The 16,011-nt window shown below is 72.4% G+C and carries 17 protein-coding genes and 1 pseudogene; 8 read left to right on the top strand and 10 right to left on the bottom strand.

The genetic code is table 11. The features are described 5' to 3' along the window. Positions 1–245: 245 nt before the first annotated feature. On the bottom strand, positions 246–608 hold the full coding sequence (locus tag NMN56_RS39635) for a hypothetical protein (protein WP_274041495.1): 363 nt from the start codon (positions 606–608) through the stop codon (positions 246–248). A gap of 227 nt (positions 609–835) precedes the next feature. After that, positions 836–1,165, bottom strand: coding sequence for a hypothetical protein (locus NMN56_RS39630; RefSeq protein ID WP_274041496.1), 330 nt, complete (start codon positions 1,163–1,165; stop codon positions 836–838). Between the two features lie 297 nt (positions 1,166–1,462). Between NMN56_RS39630 and NMN56_RS39625 the strand changes: the two genes are divergently transcribed. After that, positions 1,463–2,260: an SDR family NAD(P)-dependent oxidoreductase gene (locus tag NMN56_RS39625; protein ID WP_274041497.1), complete on the top strand. Its 798-nt coding sequence runs from the start codon at positions 1,463–1,465 to the stop codon at positions 2,258–2,260. On the opposite strand, the gene NMN56_RS39620 is transcribed toward NMN56_RS39625, so the two are convergent. The 3 genes from NMN56_RS39620 to NMN56_RS39610 all read right to left on the bottom strand — a co-directional run bounded on the left by NMN56_RS39620 (position 2,211) and on the right by NMN56_RS39610 (position 5,710). Continuing rightward, positions 2,211–2,714: a DoxX family membrane protein gene (locus NMN56_RS39620; protein WP_274041498.1), complete on the bottom strand. Its 504-nt coding sequence runs from the start codon at positions 2,712–2,714 to the stop codon at positions 2,211–2,213. The genes NMN56_RS39625 and NMN56_RS39620 overlap by 50 nt on opposite strands. 149 nt (positions 2,715–2,863) lie before the next feature. Beyond that, a complete protein-coding gene (locus NMN56_RS39615; RefSeq protein WP_283742557.1) occupies positions 2,864–4,237 on the bottom strand; it encodes a damage-control phosphatase ARMT1 family protein in 1,374 nt (457 codons plus the stop codon). A gap of 87 nt (positions 4,238–4,324) precedes the next feature. Next, the gene (locus NMN56_RS39610) at positions 4,325–5,710 is read right to left on the bottom strand and encodes a M28 family metallopeptidase (RefSeq protein WP_274041500.1); all 1,386 of its coding nucleotides are present in this window, start codon (positions 5,708–5,710) and stop codon (positions 4,325–4,327) included. 341 nt (positions 5,711–6,051) lie between these two features. Here NMN56_RS39610 and NMN56_RS39605 point away from each other — a divergent pair, with 341 nt between their 5' ends. Then, a complete protein-coding gene (locus NMN56_RS39605) occupies positions 6,052–6,804 on the top strand; it encodes an SDR family NAD(P)-dependent oxidoreductase (protein WP_274041501.1) in 753 nt (250 codons plus the stop codon). 70 nt (positions 6,805–6,874) lie between these two features. Here the strand turns inward: NMN56_RS39605 and NMN56_RS39600 are convergent, their stop codons facing one another. From NMN56_RS39600 to NMN56_RS39580, 5 genes are read right to left on the bottom strand one after another with little or no spacing between them, the layout of a single operon-like run. After that, positions 6,875–7,378: a S26 family signal peptidase gene (locus tag NMN56_RS39600; protein WP_274041502.1), complete on the bottom strand. Its 504-nt coding sequence runs from the start codon at positions 7,376–7,378 to the stop codon at positions 6,875–6,877. After that, positions 7,372–9,303 (bottom strand): ABC transporter ATP-binding protein, encoded by a 1,932-nt coding sequence (locus tag NMN56_RS39595; protein ID WP_274041503.1) that lies wholly within the window; start codon positions 9,301–9,303, stop codon positions 7,372–7,374. The genes NMN56_RS39600 and NMN56_RS39595 overlap by 7 nt, the downstream gene beginning before the upstream one ends. Then, the gene (locus tag NMN56_RS39590) at positions 9,300–9,884 is read right to left on the bottom strand and encodes a TlpA family protein disulfide reductase (protein WP_274041504.1); all 585 of its coding nucleotides are present in this window, start codon (positions 9,882–9,884) and stop codon (positions 9,300–9,302) included. Before NMN56_RS39590 ends, NMN56_RS39595 begins: the two co-directional genes overlap by 4 nt. Positions 9,885–9,919: 35 nt before the next feature. Next, complete coding sequence (locus NMN56_RS39585) at positions 9,920–10,447, bottom strand: MauE/DoxX family redox-associated membrane protein (RefSeq protein WP_274041505.1); 528 nt, start codon at positions 10,445–10,447, stop codon at positions 9,920–9,922. 19 nt (positions 10,448–10,466) lie between these two features. Continuing rightward, the gene (locus tag NMN56_RS39580) at positions 10,467–10,688 is read right to left on the bottom strand and encodes a hypothetical protein (RefSeq protein WP_280842702.1); all 222 of its coding nucleotides are present in this window, start codon (positions 10,686–10,688) and stop codon (positions 10,467–10,469) included. 633 nt (positions 10,689–11,321) lie between these two features. Between NMN56_RS39580 and NMN56_RS39575 the strand changes: the two genes are divergently transcribed. The 6 genes and pseudogenes from NMN56_RS39575 to NMN56_RS39550 form a co-directional block, all read left to right on the top strand. Beyond that, the gene (locus NMN56_RS39575) at positions 11,322–11,684 is read left to right on the top strand and encodes an NADH-quinone oxidoreductase subunit A (protein WP_274041553.1); all 363 of its coding nucleotides are present in this window, start codon (positions 11,322–11,324) and stop codon (positions 11,682–11,684) included. After that, positions 11,675–13,018, top strand: coding sequence for a hypothetical protein (locus NMN56_RS39570; protein WP_274041506.1), 1,344 nt, complete (start codon positions 11,675–11,677; stop codon positions 13,016–13,018). The genes NMN56_RS39575 and NMN56_RS39570 overlap by 10 nt, the downstream gene beginning before the upstream one ends. Continuing rightward, positions 13,011–13,949 (top strand): NADH-quinone oxidoreductase subunit H, encoded by a 939-nt coding sequence (locus NMN56_RS39565; RefSeq protein WP_274041507.1) that lies wholly within the window; start codon positions 13,011–13,013, stop codon positions 13,947–13,949. Before NMN56_RS39570 ends, NMN56_RS39565 begins: the two co-directional genes overlap by 8 nt. Continuing rightward, positions 13,946–14,455 (top strand): annotated as a pseudogene (locus NMN56_RS39560) (NADH-quinone oxidoreductase subunit J); the annotation flags it as partial. The gene NMN56_RS39565 and the pseudogene NMN56_RS39560, both read left to right, overlap by 4 nt. A gap of 236 nt (positions 14,456–14,691) precedes the next feature. Then, complete coding sequence (gene nuoK / locus NMN56_RS39555) at positions 14,692–14,994, top strand: NADH-quinone oxidoreductase subunit NuoK (protein WP_274041508.1); 303 nt, start codon at positions 14,692–14,694, stop codon at positions 14,992–14,994. Next, positions 14,991–16,011, top strand: a 1,021-nt coding sequence (locus NMN56_RS39550; protein WP_283742556.1) for a proton-conducting transporter transmembrane domain-containing protein, incomplete at its 3' end; no start/stop codon positions are given. The genes nuoK and NMN56_RS39550, both read left to right, overlap by 4 nt.

Genomic DNA, 16,011 nt, shown 5'->3' with positions numbered 1-16,011 from the left:
TCCTCTGCCCGACGCGGGGCCCCGTCCCCGGGCTCCCAGCACGCGCACCGGGCCCCGAAGTGCCCAGCGGCTCACGGGTGTTCAGCGGCCCTGGACGGTTACGGCTCACCGACACGGCAGCGGCCCGGCTCACTCCACCGGGTCGGCCTCCATGTCGGCCGTGTGGGTCTCGCGCGGCTTCCACACGCATACGCCGAACGCACGGAGGCGCCGGGGCCCCAGGGTGCCCGCCAACGGCTCGCGCCCTACGCGATGCCCTTCTGCACCGCGCTGCAGCTCGTGCTGCCGCCGGTGTAACAGAGCTGGAGCCACACTGTCGTGCCCTCCTTGATGTTGAGGTCCTTCTCCTCGCTGTCGTTCACGCCTCCGTTGGCGGTGACGACCACCTTGTTGCCGCCCCACGTGAGAATGGCCCTGGCGCCGATCCCGTCCTTCTTGTAGTCGGAGGCGACGAGTACGTCGCCGTAGTGGTAGAACCACGCCCCGGCCCGCTCGGTACGGATGGACTGGGTGACTCCGGCCGAGGCGGTGGTCGTGCTGACACCGAATGTCGCCAAGGTGGCGATGCCTACGACCGCGGCACGGCCTACCGCTTTGCTGAGCCTCATGACGTTCTCCCCTGTGATCAGTCGGACTGAGTGCGAACGCGGCGTTGTGCGCGTTCTGCCCGTCTGACGGATCGCACCGGCCAAGTGTGACGGCGTCCCTGACACCTCCGAGCCCCCGAGACCCCCCGACACATCCCCTGCGTGCCCGACGTGCCGGCTCTTCTCCGGCCGGCAGCACCGGCACGGGCTGGTCACCACTCGGCGCTCACCCACCGGAACCCGCGTGCTCAACCGCGACCCGCGGGCTCAGAGGCCATCGGCCCGGTCACAGCGAGAGTGCGCAGGCCCAGGAGTGTGCCGTGCCAGCGGATCGGCGCGCAGTAGCGGGCGCGCATCCGCAGGTCGGGGCGTGCGGGGATGGTGCCGGGCGTTCTCCAGCGGGTGACGCACTGGGCCATGAAGTGTCCGATGACGGCGCTGCCGGCGTCCCGTTGGAGCACGGCGTGTACGCGCACCTCGTCCTCGTCGCCGAAGTGCCTGCCGGCGCACAGGAGATGACAGTCCGGATCGTTGACGGCGGCGGATCTGCCGATGCGTTCGGCCAGCGCGTCGACCATGCGCTGCGACTCGCTCTCCGCTGCTGTCCCTTCCTCCGGTACGGCTGCGCCCCCTCGAAAGGTGATCCTGCCTGCCGTTCCGGCCGCCGTGAAGGGGCTCCGACCAGGCGATTTCTACAGAACGAGAAATCCGTCGCGCCGACTCCCCACGCGCTGCGGTGCCCCGGAGCACCCGGCGGAACCGATACTCGCCGGGTCCGGCACAAGGGGCCGGACCCCAGCACACGGAGCCGGACTCCCGCACACGGGACCGGAGTTCAGCACATGGGACGTGCGCACGGGAGGGAGCGGTGGGTCATGAGCGAGGGCGGGCGGCCGGCGGGGAAGGTGGCGCTGGTCTTCGGCGCCGGGTCGAGCGGCGAGGGGATGAGCAACGGGAGGGCAGCTGCCCTCGCCTACGCCCGCGAGGGCGCCCGGGTGGCGGCCGTCGACCTGCGTACGGACGAGGCCGGGCGCACGGCCGAACTGATCGCGGACGAGGGCGGAACGGCGCCGGCGCCGGCCGCCGATGTGACCGACGAGGACCAGGTAGCCGCCGCCGTCACCGCCGCTGCCGGGCGGCTCGGCCCGCCCACGGTGCTGCACAACAACGTGGGCGTCGCCCGTACGGATGCGCTGACCTGTACCGGTCTCGCGGCGTGGGACGCCGGGCTGCGTACCAACCTGACCTCGGTCTTCCTCACCTGCAAGCACGTGCTGCCGCTGATGCGCCGCGCGGGCGGCGGGGCCGTGGTGAACGTGTCCTCGATCGCCGCGATCCGCGACACCGGTTACGAGTACCCGGGCTACAGCGCCGCAAAGGCGGGCGTCAACCAGCTCACCGTCTCACTGGCGCTCCGGCACGCGGCCGAGGGCATACGGGTCAACGCGGTGCTGCCCGGCCTGATCCACACGCCGCTGGTCTCGCAGCAGATCGCGGCGGCCGGCAGTGACCCCGGCGAGGTGCGCGCCCGGCGGGACGCGGCCAGCCCGACGGGGCGTATGGGCAGCCCGTGGGACGTGGCGGCAGCCGCGGTTTTCCTGGCCTCCGACGAGGCCGCCTACGTCAATGGGGTGTGTCTACCCGTCGACGGAGGGCTGACGGCGCGTTGCTGAGGATCTGCCGCCTGCGCAGGTTACGCGCCTTCTCCCGCCATACGCGCTCGCGCGCCAGATGCCTCGCGTCGCTGATGACGGCGAGCAGCCCGCCGAGCACGGCGGCGTCCTTCGCGAACTCCAGGCGGTGGCTGTCACGTTCGCCCTGCTCGTCGTACTCCCAGAAGGAGTGCGCCGCCAGCATCGTCGGCACCAGCGAGACGGCGAGCGCCAGCGCGGCCAGCCGGGGCGCCTTGCCGAGCGCGAGCAGTCCACCGGCGACGACGTGGACGGCGGCGTTGGCCCGTACGACGGCGACATCGTCTTCGGGGAAGGCGGGCAGGGCACCGCGCACCTTGGCGAGCAGCGCCTCCGCGGCGCCGGCAGGCGGCTCCGGCGAGCGCAGCACCTGGACGCCGGCGGTGAGGAAGATCGAACCGATGAGCGGACGGGCTACCAGGTGCAGAAGTTTCATGGCGCTGGGTCCTCCGGGATGCGGGCAGGGTCGGCCGGAGCCGTCTCCAGCCATGTCACGCGCGCGGCCACACTCCCGCAACCTGGACCGGCCGTACGGCGGTAACGGACGGAGCAGGCGGCACGGGCGGTAGCGGTCAGGGCGGGCCGTCAGTCGCGCACATGGATCAGCGCGTGCGCGCCATTCGTGCGCCATGCCTCGCCCGAGCCGTCCAGCGCCGTGACCGTCGCGGCGTCGAGGCCGACGGCCACATCGGACTTGAGGGTGCGCAGCGCGGCGACGGGGCCGGGGAAGTACGCCGTGACGTCGGCGAACGGTGTGGTCGGTGCCCAGTGCCTGTCGCCGACCAGGCGGCGGTAGTTGAGATCCCCCTTGAAGACGGTGAGCGCGGCCGAGGCGAACTCGGCGCGCAGCGCCTCCGGCATGGCGTCATAGGTGAGCGGGGCGCAGGAGAAAGCGGCCGTCCGGATCTCCAGCCGCCCCTCCTCCAGCGCGGCCCACAGCCGGTGGCCCGCGCGGCCCGCGGCGCCGGGAGCGGCGGCGATCCGGCGCAGCGCGGCCAGCACGTCGCTGGTGACGGCGTCGGAGACGTAGTACGGGTGCGGCTTGACGTGCAGCGCGAGGGTCGAGGCCCGGCCGCTGTCCAGCAGGTGCGCGGCGAGCAGCAGATCGGGGATCAGCTCGCGGCCCGCGTTGTCGGCGACGAGCACGACGTGCCCGCCGCGCTCCTCGGTGGTCCGCAGCAGGGCGCGCAGCGCGTCGCGGTCGTCGGCGACGAGGGGGCGGTCGCCCTCGCTCTCCGCCGCCGTGATGAGGAAGCCGAGGTCGGCGCGGTTGCCCCAGAGCGCGCCGAGGAGCAGCGCGTCGGTGCGCTCGTCGACGAGTGCTTCCTCCAGCGTGTCGAGCGCGGCGAGCTGCCCCTCGACGGCGCTGCCCACCAGTTCGGCCTCCTTGAACGGTGCGAACGGGTCGACACCGCGCCAGGCGCGGTCACCCGCGGTGCCGCCGCTCCCGGCTCCGTCGTACGCGTATCCGGTGGCGCCGCGCAGCCGCCGGTAGAAGTAGCTCTCGGCCCACAGGAAGGGCGCCTCGGTCCAGCCCTTGCCGTAGTGGCCCCTGTCCCAGGGCCCGTTCCACAGGGACGCCTCGTCGGCGTCGGACGGCAGTGGCGTGAGGGTGCCGCTCAGCGTCTCCTCCAGCAGCGCGTCGAGCGCGTCGCGCCGCGCCGGCCCGTAGGGCAGGGCTTCCTTGAGGCGCTGGAAGAGCGCGGGATGCCGCTTGTGCCACACGTCGTACGCGAACGTGCCGGGTTCGCTGCTGACGATGGCGGGCGCCCAGGAGTCCGGGCCCTGCGGCGCACCATCCGCCTCGCCCGTACGGTCCGCGCCGTCCCCGCCTGCGCCTTCGCCTCCGCCTCCGCCTCCGCCTGGAACGCCGGCTCCCTCCCGGGTGCCGTTCCCGCCGTCCTCGCCGTTCCCGCTGTCCGCACGCCGCACGGCGGCTCCTTCCCTGGCGGTGATCATCTGTACGGGAACGACAGTAACCACAGCGCCGGGCCGGTCTCACCCCGGCTCAACCGGAGTGAGACCGGTGGCCCGGCGGCCTCCGGCTCAGCGCTGGGGCGCGGGGAAGGCGACAGGGCTGCGGTGGCCGCCGGGGCCCACCGCCCTGACCCCGAAGAACACGTTGTCCTTGGACAGCTCGACGGTGTGCCGGGTCGTGTTTCCCACGTTCCGTACGTGTGTCCACTCGTGCTCTGTGGTCTCGCGCCAGACCACCTCGTAGCGCACGGGGCGCGGGCCGTGCCCCGGTTCGGGGCTCTCCCACACCAGCTCGGTGTCGTTGGTGAGCGCGCTGGTGACGATCTTCGCGCCGCGCGGGGCCTCCGGGGCCTGCACGAGGGACCACAGCGCGGCGGCGTTCACGCGTGCCACCCGCGCGATGTAGCCGAAGTCGCAGAACTCGGGCAGGTCCCCGTACTGCTTGCCGTTCTCGACCCGCACGTCCTGGTGCTGATGCGCGTAGTCCTCGGCCGGCTCGGTGAACCGGGCCGCCGGGTAGCCGCGTTCGAGGAACGGGATGTGGTCGCCGCCGCGCAGATAGCGGTCGCGGCGGTAGATGACACGGACCCGCATACCGGTGGCGTCGTTGTTCCCGACGTCGGCCACATCCCGTACGAAACGGGCCAGTTGACGCGAGGCCGAGTCGTTCTCGCCGCCGACCGAGCGGCGGGTCTCGGCCTCCTCCGGGGTCTCCGAGGTCGGTACCCCTTCGGCGAACAGCCGTATGGTGCGCGGGTCCCGCTCACCGTCGTCGGCGGTCGGGCTGCCCACGATGTCGTTGGTGAACATCGCACGCACCCGCGTGCCCTTCGCCTCGAAGACCTCAGCCATGTGGTTCGCGCCGTACAACCCCTGCTCCTCGCCCGCGACGGCCGCGAACACCAGCGTCGCGGCGGGACGCCTGCGGGCCATGACGCGGGCCAGTTCCAGCACGACGGCGACGCCCGAGGCGTCGTCGTCGGCGCCCGGCGCGTCGCTGGTGGCGTCCATGGGATCGCTGGCACGCGAGTCGTAGTGCCCGGATACGACGTGGACGCGGCCGGGGTCGGCGCCGCCGCGCAGGGTGGCGATCACGTTCGTGATGCGGGTCGGCACCGGGACGCGGTTGGCCGGCTCCTGTACGTACGACTGCAGCTCCACGGTCATCCGGCCGCCGGACGCCTTCGCGTACTCCACCATCCGGTCGCGGATCCAGTCCCTGGCCGCGCCGATGCCCCGCTGCGGGTCGTCCTGTACCGAGAGGGTGTGCCGCGTCCCGAACGAGGCCAGCTTTCTGACGGTCGCCTCGATCCGCCGCGGGTCGATCTCCCGTAGCAGCTCCCGCAGTTCGCGGTCCGGCCGCTGACCGGCGACCCCCTGCCGCGCGGCTGCCGCCGGCTGCGCCCCGAACCCCGTCCCGGCCACGACAGCGGCACCGGCCGCCGTCGCCAGCACGGCTCTCCGCCCGGCCCTCGCCCCTGCACCCGTCCCTGCCCCTGTTCCTGCACCCGTCCCTGTCCCTGCCCCTGCCTCACCCATGACATCCCCTCCCGTACGTCGCCCTTCGCGCGATTGTGAACCCGCGCCCCACCCCGAACAAGAGTGCGTACCAGGAGGAGCCGGGACGCGTACGGCGCCCGTCAGGTCCGGCGCCGAAGGTCCCTTACGCGCCGCCCTCGCCCTCGGCCCGGGGCCCCGCCCCTCACCCGGATGGTGCCCGTGTGCCTGCGGGGCGCTCAGGGGGCGGGGACCGTGGCGAGAGGGGGCGCGGGGTCGCCAACAGGAGGTCACGTCGTATGAGCCTCGAATTCGAGGGCAAGGCCGCGCTGGTCACCGGCGCCGCCTCGGGCATCGGGCTGGCGGTCGCGCGGCGCCTGGCGCACAGCGGCGCCGCCGTCGTGGTCGCCGACTACGACGCCGACGGGGCCCAACTCGCGGCCGGCGAGCTGGAGACCGCGGGCGGCAGGGCCGAACCCCTGGTCATGGATGTCACCGACCCCGACTCGGTACGCCAGGCGGTCCGCTTCACCACCGACACCTACGGTTCGCTCGACCTCGCCGTGAACAACGCGGGCGTGGGCGGCCCGTCCCTGCCCACGGGCGAGTACGACATCGCGGCCTGGGACCGCGTCATCGCCACCAACCTGAGCGGCGTCTTCTACTGCCTGCGCCATGAACTCCCCGTCATGGCGCAGGCGGGCAGCGGCGCCATCGTCAACATGTCCTCGATCCTCGGCACCAACGGCTTCGCCGGCGCACCCGCCTACGTCGCCGCCAAACACGCGATCGTCGGCCTGACGAAGACCGCCGCGCTCGAATACGCGGACAAAGGCGTACGCGTCAACGCCGTCGGCCCCGGCTTCATCGACACCCCGCTCCTGCGCGAGACGGACAACCCGATGCGCGACCGCCTCATCTCCCTCCACCCGCAGGGCCGCCTCGGCACGTCCGAGGAGGTGGCCGAGCTGACCGCCTTCCTCCTCTCGGACCGCGCCTCCTTCGTCCAGGGCAGCTACCACCTCGTGGACGGCGCCTACTCGGCGCGGTAACCCGCGCCCGAGGAGAGGGCGGGCGCCAAAGAGGCGCAGGCGGCGCGGTCCCGGCGACCCATGCCGAGACTCAGATACGTCCGGGGTCGTGATGGGGGAAGGCGCACAGCACCGTGCCCAGTATCCGGTCCAGCGGGAAGAAGCCCACCAGGCGGGAGTCGAAGCCGTTCTCCGGGCTGTCACCGAGCAGTACCACGGCTCCTGGCGGCACACGGCCGCCAGGAGCCGTGCGCAGGGCGCCGGTCAGATCGTGCGGTACCGGGTCGCCAGATGTGGCCACAGCCCGTTTGATCAGCCACTCCCGCTGCGCGGGGAGGGCATCGCCGCCTCCGCCGCGCCGCAGAGGCGGCGCGGGCCAATGACCTTGCGGCGTAGGGCGTTCCACCACGACGATCTGCCCTGCCGAGACGTTGCGGGCGTGACGTACCAGCACGCGGTCCCCGTGCTGGTACGTCGGTTCCATGCTGCTTCCCTGGACGGTCACTGCGGCCAGTCCCCGGCGGAGGGCCGCGGGTACGAGTAGACAGACGCCCGCGGCGATACCCCCGGCCGTCAGCAGGGTTCTGCTCAACATGTGCCTCGCACCTCGTGGTTGTCTGTCGCGCTGTCCCGGTAACCGGATGCCTGGAGTGCGAAGAGCCTGGCGTACTCGCCCCCCATCGCCGTCAGCGAGGCATGATCCCCCTGCTCCTGGATCCGCCCGTCCACGAGGACGGCGATCACGTCGGCGTCGCGTACCGCACCGAGCCGATGGGAGATCAGCAGACTGGTCCGCCCGGTGCGATATCGGCTGAGCGAGGAGTGGATCTGGGCCTCGGCCTCGGCGTCCAGGCCGGCGGACGGCTCGTCGAGGATCATGAGATCGCGCTGGTCCCGTAAGAAGGCCCTGGCCAGGGCGAGCCGTTGCCACTGGCCGCCAGAGAGTTCGAGGCCGGTCTGCGGCGGGTCCTGCTCGCCGTCCTCGCTCAAGCCCGTGTCCCTGTCCATGTCCATGTCCATGAAAAACATCCGGGACAGCAGGGTGTCGTACCCGCGGGGCAGCTCCGTCAGCCGGTCGTGCAGGTCTGCCCGGCGTGCGGCGGTGTGGATGCGTTCGCGGTCGTCGAGTGAGGTCAGGTCGCCCAGGGCGATGTTCTCGGCGGCCGTCATGTCGTACTCCATGTAGTCCTGGAAGACGGCACCGATACGGTGGCGCAGCTCAGCCGGATCGATCTCGCGCAGATCCGTCCCGTCCCACAGGATCTCTCCGTGCGTGGGGTCGTAGTACCGGCACAGCAGTTTGATCAGGGTGGACTTGCCCGCCCCGTTCAGCCCGATGAGCGCCAGCGCCTTCCCGCACGGGACACGGAGGCTGACGCCCCGGAGGGTCCAGGCGTGCTCGGGAGAGTAACGGAACCAGACGTCCCGGAACTCGATGGCGTCCCGGAGCGGCGGCAGGGCTCGGGGGTGCGGGGAGACGGGGAGATCGGGCGGGCAGCGGATGACGGACAGATAGTGGTCGAACATGAGCAGCGACTGATGGGTGCGGGCGATCTCCAGGGCAAGTACGGCGACGGCGCCCTGGATACCGGCCACAGCCGCCACGAAGATCGCTACATCGCCGACCGAGAGCCCACCGGACCGGGTGGCGGACACCGCCCACAGCAATCCGCCCCCCGCCACCAGCGCGGCGAAACCCCCGAGACCCGACTGGACCATGGCCTCTTTGCGGTCCATGCTCCGCAGGGAGATGTTGGCGCTGCGGCGGTCGGCCAGCATACGGCCGCGAAGGAACGTACCGATGCCGAACAGCCGTATCTCCTTGGCCGCTTCCACGCTGGTGAGCAGCTGGCTGTAGAACAGCTCGCGTCTCTCGACGGGGCCGATGTCCCAGTACATACGGGCCCGGCGGCGGGACAGCGCGAGTTCGGCTGCCAGGGTCGGTACCCCGGCCAACAGGACCAGACCGGTCATCATCGGGCTGAGCAGCAACAGGGAGGCGAGAAACCCGGTGATGGTGATCATCGCCTGGAGGAGACCGATGGTGCCGTCCACCACCTGGCCAGGTCCCGACCCTCCCGCGTCACGGGCGAGCCGCACCCGGTCCAGGAAACGCGGGTCCTCGAACAGGGCGAGGCCAACCAACCTGTCAACGGCGCCGAACAGGCGGTCCTGAGCGAGGAGTCCCACAGCGCGGTTGAGCTCGGCGCGCAGGTACTGCGTCAACTGGGGCAGCACAGCCGCGACGAATCCGGCGGCGGCCAGACCCGCGGCCAGTGGGAGCAGGGTGGTCGTTCGCGCTCCTGCGGCCACATCATCGAGTACGAGTTTGGTGAGCCAGGCGATCACCACAGGCTGAGCGCCGCCGACGAGCGCCACCACCACATGCAGTGCCAGGGCCCCGGGTGCCGCCCGGACAGCGAGTGCTCCGGCGGCCACCCCCCTCGCTGCGGATGAGCGGAGCCGATCGCCGGGCCCTGGCCGGGCCTCACCGTTGCCGTAGCTGGTGTCCCGGCTCATGCGCCGACGAAGGCTGACCGGTCGAGTCGCACGTCGTCCGAGGTGATGACGCACCGTCGGCCGTCGGGGCCGTCGCCGGGCCGCGGGGCCATCCGGAGCACCGTCGGGAACGCGGACGTCCGGAATGCCCTGGACAGCTCGCCGCCCGGCTGCTCGACAAAAACCCGGGCCCTCTGGCCGAGTTCGCCTACGAAGGCGGTGGATTCCCCGGCGTCCCCCACGACGACGACCCAGGCCGCGTCGCGGCTGAGACCGGAGGCCCTGAGGTGCCGGACGAGCCGGGGTACCTCGTCCTTGCACGGTGCGCATCCGGGCGAGAAGAAGGCCACCAGGGTCTCGCCCGTGACGGTGCCCCGGCTCACCTGTGTGCCATCCGCGGAGGTCGCCGAGAACGGGCCCACGTCCTCGCCTACGGCTATGGCTCCGGGTGCCGGGCCGACCGGCTCGTACCCGGTGCCGGGCCGAGCGCTCGCCAGCAGGGCAGTGTGCTCACGCAGCCGCTTCACCAGCCCCACCGTGAGGACGAGGTCCAGTGTGCACAGCAGCCCCACAAGCACGACTGCGGCCACGAGGAAGGCCATGTCAACTCCCTTGGTTTCCTTGGTACATGCTCAGGTCAAGCGGGCACGAACAGTGCAGCGATGTCGTCGAGCGCCATGACAACCGCAGCCAGCAGCAGACCGCACAGAGCCGCTGTGACGGCAGCCTCCACGCGCACCGCCCCGTCGGCCGGCGCGCTCACCGCGCCGATGACCGCGAGGACTCCCAGCACGCTGTTCCGCACGACGTGCCGGACTCCGAGTGGAGCGGACGAGGCCCCGAAGCAGCGACAGGAGGCGCTCACTCCCCGGTGCCGGGCCAGCACTATGGCCAGTGCGAATCCGCCCAGGAGTGCGGTGGCGCCGAGGAGTCCGAAGACTCCGGCCACGGTGGATGGCGTCGTGGCCAGCAAGCTCACGAGGAGCTCGCCGGCCACGACGCCTGCCGCGACTGGGCGCACCAACACCGGCGGCAGTACCCGCATGCCGCTCACCGACGCCACGAAGATGCCGTATGCCTGCCGTCCCTTGGCCTTGCTGAGGAACGAGGCGAGGAACACCGTCCCGATCAGCGTGCGGACCGCGACTTCCAGATACTGCTGCATCGGATGGTCAGCCCAACGGTCAGCGGCAGTTGGAGCAACTGTGGAACGCCCAGGCGGTGGCGGACCCGTTGGAACAGGCCCGCCGAGTCTGCCACCACGTGTGGTCGGTGGCGTTGCAACCGCTTGAGCCGATGACGCATTTCCACTCGGTCCAGCAGTCCTGGGCCGCCGCCGAAGCGTCGATCCAGGGTACGAAGCGCTCCAGGAGCCTGGTTCCCACTGCCTCCAGCTTGCCGTGCATGGGGGATCCCCTTCCGTGGCCGGGTTGTGCTCTGACGGGCCACACGTTCGCGGTCGACAGCACGGCGAACAAGGCTGTGGACTGTCCGGGACACTGTCCGGACACGTCCCGGACAAGAGACCGCCGCTGACCAGCGCTGTCCGAGCCCGCCCTGCTTCGCGGAGTCGCCTGTCAGGCGATCACTCAGCCGGCGATCCCATGATCGCCGGGACCGGCGGCGCCCGCTTCCGCACGGCCGGCGGGCGGGAGTTCACCGACTTCCGGACCCACCCACGCCGGCCTCCCCCTCACTCCCGAAGCCGATCCGGCACTCGCGCACCTCGTCCCGCGCCCCGTCCGCCGTACGGACCGCTCCGGGATGTCCCGCGCGCTCCACTCCCCCGGCCCCGTTCGCGCCGCCTCTCCCGCCCCACCGACACCGCAGGCCCCGGGCGCGACCCACTGGCACGGCGACTCCTTCTGACGGCATGCCCTGCCCCCGGGGGGTTTTGCCAGGGAGCACATGGTCACCCGTTCGGCCGTGCTTGTCGCCTGGTCGGGCACGCCTGACGCCGTTCGTCGCCCGGCAGCCCGATCATGGCGGCTGCTGCGGGGGCGAGCGGAGGGAGCGGAACGGTGAACGAGTGGGAGCGGATGCTCGCGCTGCTGGGCGTGGGCGTCGCCGCGCTCGTGGTTCTCCACGGCGCGGGCGCCCTTCTGTCGCGGCGACGGCTCGGTACGGCAGAAGTGCGGGGCGCCGAACACGCGCCTCCGGTCGGACCGTTCACGGGCGGGGCCCCGCCCGCCGCACACGCCTTCTCCCGCTTCCACGTCCGCTGGTACGCGGTCGCCATGATCTTCCTGGCCTTCGACATGGAGATGCTCTTCATGTACCCGTGGGTCCGGGTCGTCGCCGAGACGGGCACAACCGCAGTCGTCGAGATGTTCCTCTTCCTCGGCATCCTCTTCGCCGGCGTCACTTACGCGTGGCGTGAGGGGGCGCTGCGGTGGAGCTGAGAACCGTACTGCTCGTCGCGCAGCCCGGCACGACGGAGATCCGCCTCGCCGCGGAACGCGAACTCCGCCGCCGCGCCTGGCCCCTCGCCCCCTCCCCCGCAGCCGCCGACCTCCTCATCCTCTGCGGCCCTCCGCCCATCCCCACACCCCCCTGGCTCGCCACCCTCCACACCCAACTCCCGCCGCCCCGCACCCTGGTGGCGCTCCACACCCCGGACCAGGCGGCAACGGGCCTGCTGGCACACCCCGTTCACCTGGAGGGACAGGGAGCGGAACACCCGGCGCAACGTCCGGCGCAACGCCCGGCAGAACACGCCGAGGACGAGGGGCACTCGGAGCACGCCGCGCACGAGGAGCACCGCGAGCACGAGGGCCCGCACTCGGAACACGGGGAGCACGGGGGGCACGAGGACCCGCACTCGGAGCACGGGGGCCACGGCCAGCACGGGGGCCATGGCGACCACGGGAATCACGGGGACCACGGAGGGCATGCCGGCCATCACATGGAAGGCATGGCCGAACGGGGTGACGACCGTGACGGGTTGCGGCTCGATCGGTGGGAGTTGGCGTACGGGCCCGGGCTGGCTGACTGGCCCGCCGGGCTGGTGTTGCGGGTGGTGATGCAGGGTGACGTGGTCCAGGAGGCGGTGGCCGGCAGCGTGGACGGCGTGCCGGGGAGCGGGGCCGCCTACTGGCACGAGCCATGGCTCCGCGCGGCACGCGGCGCGGAGGTGACGTGCGGTGAGGCCGCGCGGCGTCGTTGCGGTGCGCGGCTCGACAGCCTCGGGCGGCTGCTGGCGGTCGCGGGGTGGGCCGATCAGGCGGCGCGGGCACGGCGGTTGCGGGACGCGGTACTCGCGGCCACCGCATCCCGGCCGGTGGACCCCACCGTGCTCGGGGCCCTCAGCGCCCTCACCCGGAGGGTCCGCCGCTCCCGTACTCTCCGCTGGCTGACGCGGGGCCTCGGCCAGCTCCCCGCCGCGCGGGTGCGCGCCCTCGGCGTCTCGGGGCCGGCGATGGTCGCCGCGTCGGAGGGCGCGGGCGACGTGTACGACCGTATCCGCGTGTGGCTGGACGAGACGGACGGCTCGACCGCCCTGTTCACGGACACCGGTCCCCTGCCGCCCGACTCCGCGGCGTTGCCCCAACACCCGCCTTCCGCACCGCTGTTGGCCGCGCTGCCGGAGATGCTGGCGGGGGCGGAGTTCGCGTGCGCGCGCCTCGTGCTCGCCAGCCTCGACCCCGACCTGGACGACGCCGTACCGGCCCCCGCGCACGCACACGGACACCCGCACGCGCCCGCACCTGCCGGCTCGGGGCCTTCGCATGGCTGACGCGTGGTGGTCGGTGCTCGCGCTGCCGGTGATGCTGGTGGTCGCGGCATGCGTGGCGGCCGGGTTCGACGCGCTGCTCGGCGCCTCGGCCGCGTACGGCCCCGCGGGTTCGGTGCGGGTGTGGGGCACGCGGGCCGCGACACCGCTGCGCGAGGCCCGGCGACTGCTCGGGCAGCCGGCGCGGCGTACGAAGGCCGCCGACACGGCCCTCGTACGCGTCGGAACGGCGCTGCTGCCCACGGCTGCGCTGCTCGCCGGCGCCGTGCTGCCGCTGGGGTTCACCGCCGTCAGCGACCCGGGCGTCGGCATCGTGTGGTTCAACGCGATGGAGGCACTGGCGTGGGCGGCGGTCTGGCTCACCGGGTGGGGCCCGAACGCGGCGCTCTCCATGATCGGGGGCTACCGGTTCCTCGCACTGGGCCTGGCCTACGAGCTGCCGCACATGTTCGCGCTCACGACGGCCGGACTCGGGGCCGGTTCGCTGCGGGTCGGCGAGGTGGTGGCGGCGCAGGAGGGCCTGTGGTTCGCGGTCTGGATGCCGGTCGCGTTCGCGGTCTATCTGCTGAGCGCCCTCGCGATGGCCTTCTGGGGGCCCTTCGACCAGCCGGTCGGCGCCGACGCCGCACAGGGCGCAGCCGCCGAACTCTCCGGCGTAGACCGCCTGGTGTTCTTCGGTGGCCGCTGGCTGCTGCTGGTGGTCGCCGCCGCCTTCAGCGTTCCGCTCTTCCTCGGCGGCGGCCACGGCCCCCTGCTGCCCGCGTGGGCCTGGACGGTGGTGAAGACGGCGGCCGTGCTCGCGCTGCTCATCGGCGTACGGCGCGCGCTGCCCACGCTCCGCCTGGACCGCTTCATGGGCCTGGCCTGGATGGTGCTGCTGCCGCTGGTGCTGCTCCAGGCGCTCGCCGTCTCGGTGGTGGTGGTGCTGCGATGACGGACGGTGGCGTGTGGGCCGGAGTGGTGTCCGTGGTGCTGGCGGTACTGGCGGTGATCTGCGCCGTACAGGTCTTCCGGTTCGACTCGATGGCCCGCGCGACCTATGCGCTGCTCGGCTCGCTGCTGTGCGTGGGCGGCGAGGTGCTGCTGCTCGGGCTCGACTATCTCGGCGTCGTCATCGTGCTGATGATGACGGTCGAAATGGCCCTGATGGGGGTCTTCATGGTGATGTTCATGATGAATCCCGGCGGCCTGATGCCGATGACGATGGTGCACAACGCACGCGGCGCCGCCGTCATCAGCGGCCTCGTCTTCGCCGGTCTCACGGCCGGGATCTTCCTCGTACCGTGGCCCGTCTCCCGTACGCGTGCCCCCGCCGATCCGACGCACGACCTGGGCAGGGCCCTGATGGGACCGCACATGCTCACGATGATGACGCTGGGCCTCGCGCTGTTCGCCGCGATCGTCGCGACGGTGACCCTGGCGACGGCACGCGGCCGGTACGGCCCCAGCACACCGGCACCGCCGCACGGACCGAAGGGCCCCGAGCACCCGGACGAGACGGAGGCGCCGGAGCGCCCGCACGAGCAGGAGGCCGCCCCGGAGCGCCCACACGTGCGGGAGGACTCGCCGCACGCGCACAGCCGGGAGGACTTGACGCCCTCGCACGGGCGGCAGGACCCGGCGCACCCGCGCGAGACGGGCAGCCCGGCGCACCCGCACGGGCGGGAGGACCCCTCATGAGCCTCGACGTGTTTCTCCTCCTCGCCGCCGCGCTCTTCAGCGTCGGGCTGTACGGGGTGCTGAGCCAGCAGAGCGTGGTGATGCTGATGATGGGCCTGGAACTGATGCTGGGCGGCGTCATCGTCGCTGCCGCAGCCGTATGGCACTTCCTCTTCGCCGGCGCCGACGCGCAGGTGCTGGTCGTCGTCGCGGTGACGGTGATGGCCGTGGAGATGGCGGTCGGCTTCGCCGTCGTCACGGCGCTCTTCCGCACGCGGGAGGTCGACATGACCGACATGGCGGCGGAGTTGAAGGAGTGAGCGCGCTGCTGTGGGCGCTCGTCGCGCTGCCGCTCACCGCCGGTACGCTCCTCGCCGTCGTCGGACGTGCCGCCGACCGCGCCGCTCCGGTGGCCGGCGTCGCGAGCGCGGTGCTCTCCTTGGGCCTTGCCTGCGTGGCGGCCGTGACCCGGCCCGAGGCTTCGGCACCGCTGCTCGCCGGGCTGCCAGCCGGGCTCGCCGTCGACGGGCTGTCCGCCGTCATGGCCGTGACCGTCACCGCCGTCACCACCGCCGTACTCGCCTTCTCCGCCGGCGGCGCCGACAGCTCGTCCCGTGCCGCGCCCGCGCGCTTCCACGGGCTGATGCTCCTGTTCTCGGGCGCGATGCTCGTCACCGTGACGGCCACGGGACTTCCCCTGCTCCTCATGGGCTGGGAGGTCATGGGCGCGGCTTCCTGGGCGCTGATCGGCTACGTGTGGCGTGACCCGGCGCGGGTGTCGGCCGCGAACACCGCGTTCGTGACCACTCGCGCGACCGACCTGGGCCTGTACGTGGCAGCCGGTGCCGCGCTCGCCGCAGGCGGCAGCGGCGGGGGCTGGGGGGAGGGCTGGGGCTGGCGGGATCTCGCGCTGGCCGGAGTGATCCTGGCGGCGCTGGGCAAGTCGGCCCAACTCCCGTTCAGCTTCTGGCTGTCCAGCGCCATGCGCGGCCCCGCGCCCGTCTCGGCGCTGCTGCACTCAGCGACGATGGTCGTGGCCGGTGCCTATCTGCTCCTGCGGTACGCGCCCGCGCTGCGGGACTCCGGCTGGGGCGCCGACGTGGTGACGTGGGCCGGTGCCCTCACCGCGCTCGCGCTGGGCCTGGTCGCCGTCGCGCAGACCGACCTCAAGCAGCTGCTCGCCGCCTCCAGCAGCGCGCAGATCGGGTTCATGGTGTGCGCGGCCGGTGTCGGCTCCGTCGGTGGCGGCACGCTGCAACTGGTGGCCCACGCGGCGGCGAAGTCCCTCGCCTTCCTCGTCGCGGGGGCCTGGCTCACGTCGTACGGCACGCAGGCGC

The sequence above is a fragment of the Streptomyces iconiensis genome (genome assembly GCF_028657195.3).
Classification (GTDB): Bacteria; Actinomycetota; Actinomycetes; order Streptomycetales; family Streptomycetaceae; genus Streptomyces; species Streptomyces iconiensis.
This window is presented reverse-complemented; position numbering and strand designations above follow the sequence as displayed.

Excerpts from the sequence above, each read along its gene's own strand:
- NMN56_RS39635 (WP_274041495.1), bottom strand. The coding sequence starts at position 608 with ATGAGGCTCAGCAAAGCGGTAGGCCGTGCCGCGGTCGTAGGCATCGCC.
- NMN56_RS39630 (WP_274041496.1), bottom strand. The coding sequence starts at position 1,165 with ATGGTCGACGCGCTGGCCGAACGCATCGGCAGATCCGCCGCCGTCAAC.
- NMN56_RS39625 (WP_274041497.1), top strand. The coding sequence starts at position 1,463 with ATGAGCGAGGGCGGGCGGCCGGCGGGGAAGGTGGCGCTGGTCTTCGGC.
- NMN56_RS39620 (WP_274041498.1), bottom strand. The coding sequence starts at position 2,714 with ATGAAACTTCTGCACCTGGTAGCCCGTCCGCTCATCGGTTCGATCTTC.
- NMN56_RS39615 (WP_283742557.1), bottom strand. The coding sequence starts at position 4,237 with ATGATCACCGCCAGGGAAGGAGCCGCCGTGCGGCGTGCGGACAGCGGG.
- NMN56_RS39605 (WP_274041501.1), top strand. The coding sequence starts at position 6,052 with ATGAGCCTCGAATTCGAGGGCAAGGCCGCGCTGGTCACCGGCGCCGCC.
- NMN56_RS39600 (WP_274041502.1), bottom strand. The coding sequence starts at position 7,378 with ATGTTGAGCAGAACCCTGCTGACGGCCGGGGGTATCGCCGCGGGCGTC.
- NMN56_RS39595 (WP_274041503.1), bottom strand. The coding sequence starts at position 9,303 with ATGAGCCGGGACACCAGCTACGGCAACGGTGAGGCCCGGCCAGGGCCC.
- NMN56_RS39590 (WP_274041504.1), bottom strand. The coding sequence starts at position 9,884 with ATGGCCTTCCTCGTGGCCGCAGTCGTGCTTGTGGGGCTGCTGTGCACA.
- NMN56_RS39585 (WP_274041505.1), bottom strand. The coding sequence starts at position 10,447 with ATGCAGCAGTATCTGGAAGTCGCGGTCCGCACGCTGATCGGGACGGTG.
- NMN56_RS39580 (WP_280842702.1), bottom strand. The coding sequence starts at position 10,688 with ATGCACGGCAAGCTGGAGGCAGTGGGAACCAGGCTCCTGGAGCGCTTC.
- NMN56_RS39575 (WP_274041553.1), top strand. The coding sequence starts at position 11,322 with ATGCTCGCGCTGCTGGGCGTGGGCGTCGCCGCGCTCGTGGTTCTCCAC.
- NMN56_RS39565 (WP_274041507.1), top strand. The coding sequence starts at position 13,011 with ATGGCTGACGCGTGGTGGTCGGTGCTCGCGCTGCCGGTGATGCTGGTG.
- nuoK (WP_274041508.1), top strand. The coding sequence starts at position 14,692 with ATGAGCCTCGACGTGTTTCTCCTCCTCGCCGCCGCGCTCTTCAGCGTC.